This window comes from Collinsella sp. TF06-26, assembly GCF_002232035.1.
In the GTDB taxonomy this organism is placed as follows: Bacteria; Actinomycetota; Coriobacteriia; order Coriobacteriales; family Coriobacteriaceae; genus Collinsella.
On the sequence record NZ_NKXR01000039.1, the window covers coordinates 1 to 767 of the forward strand.

A 767-nucleotide genomic window follows, 5' to 3' on the forward strand; every position below is an offset into this window, starting at 1 on the left:
AATCAAAACCACCCCTAAAAGGGGTGGTTTGCTCTTAGGGTATAACCCTTGGATTTCCGGCACGCGTCTAAAGGCGCCGGCCCTCACGGGGTTCGGGCCGCACTGCAGATTGACCCGTGGCGGGCCGGTCAAACCGGCGCTACTTGCGCCCCGGCCCCCTATCGAAGGGGTCCTCGTACTCCTTGACGCTCAGCCGGTCGAGCGCGATGTCGGCCCTCTCCTGCTCCCGGATGTACTTCGCGATCGCGGCCTCGTTCAGGCCAACGGTGGACACGTAGTAGCCCTCGGCCCAGAACTTCCTGTTGCCGAACTTGTACTTCATGTTCGCATGCCTGTCGAATACCATCAGCGAGCTCTTCCCCTTCAGGTATCCCATCACGCTCGACACGCTGTACTTCGGCGGTATCGCCAGCAGCATGTGGACGTGGTCGGGCATCAGGTGCCCCTCGATGATCTCTATCCCCTTGTACTGGCAGAGCTTCCTGAAGATCTCCCCAAGGTCGGACCTTATTTGGTTGTAGATGACTTTGCGCCTATACTTCGGCGTGAACACGACGTGGTACTTGCACATCCACTTCGTGTGCGACAGGCTGTAGGCCTTCTGGGCCATACGCCACCACCGCCCTCTCGACTCGGATTCCTTGCGGCCTGAACAATCGCAAGTGTCCGGCGAGGGGGCGGCTTTGTAAAGCCGTTTGGCCCCACCCGCATAGCGGGTGGTTTCTGATGCGGCGCGCTGCGCGCCCCGCACAGGCTAAAGCCTTTAA

The 767-nt window shown here is 60.2% G+C and carries 1 protein-coding gene; it reads right to left on the reverse strand.

Annotation, left to right across the window (positions count from 1 at the left end):
* Positions 1-139: 139 nt before the first annotated feature.
* Positions 140-610, reverse strand: coding sequence for an IS200/IS605 family transposase (tnpA, locus tag CHY22_RS09835; protein WP_089573701.1), 471 nt, complete (start codon positions 608-610; stop codon positions 140-142).
* Positions 611-767 lie beyond the last annotated feature (157 nt).

Bases quoted from the DNA above. Each gene is read 5' to 3' on its own strand.
- tnpA (WP_089573701.1), bottom strand. From the start codon at position 610: ATGGCCCAGAAGGCCTACAGCCTGTCGCACACGAAGTGGATGTGCAAG.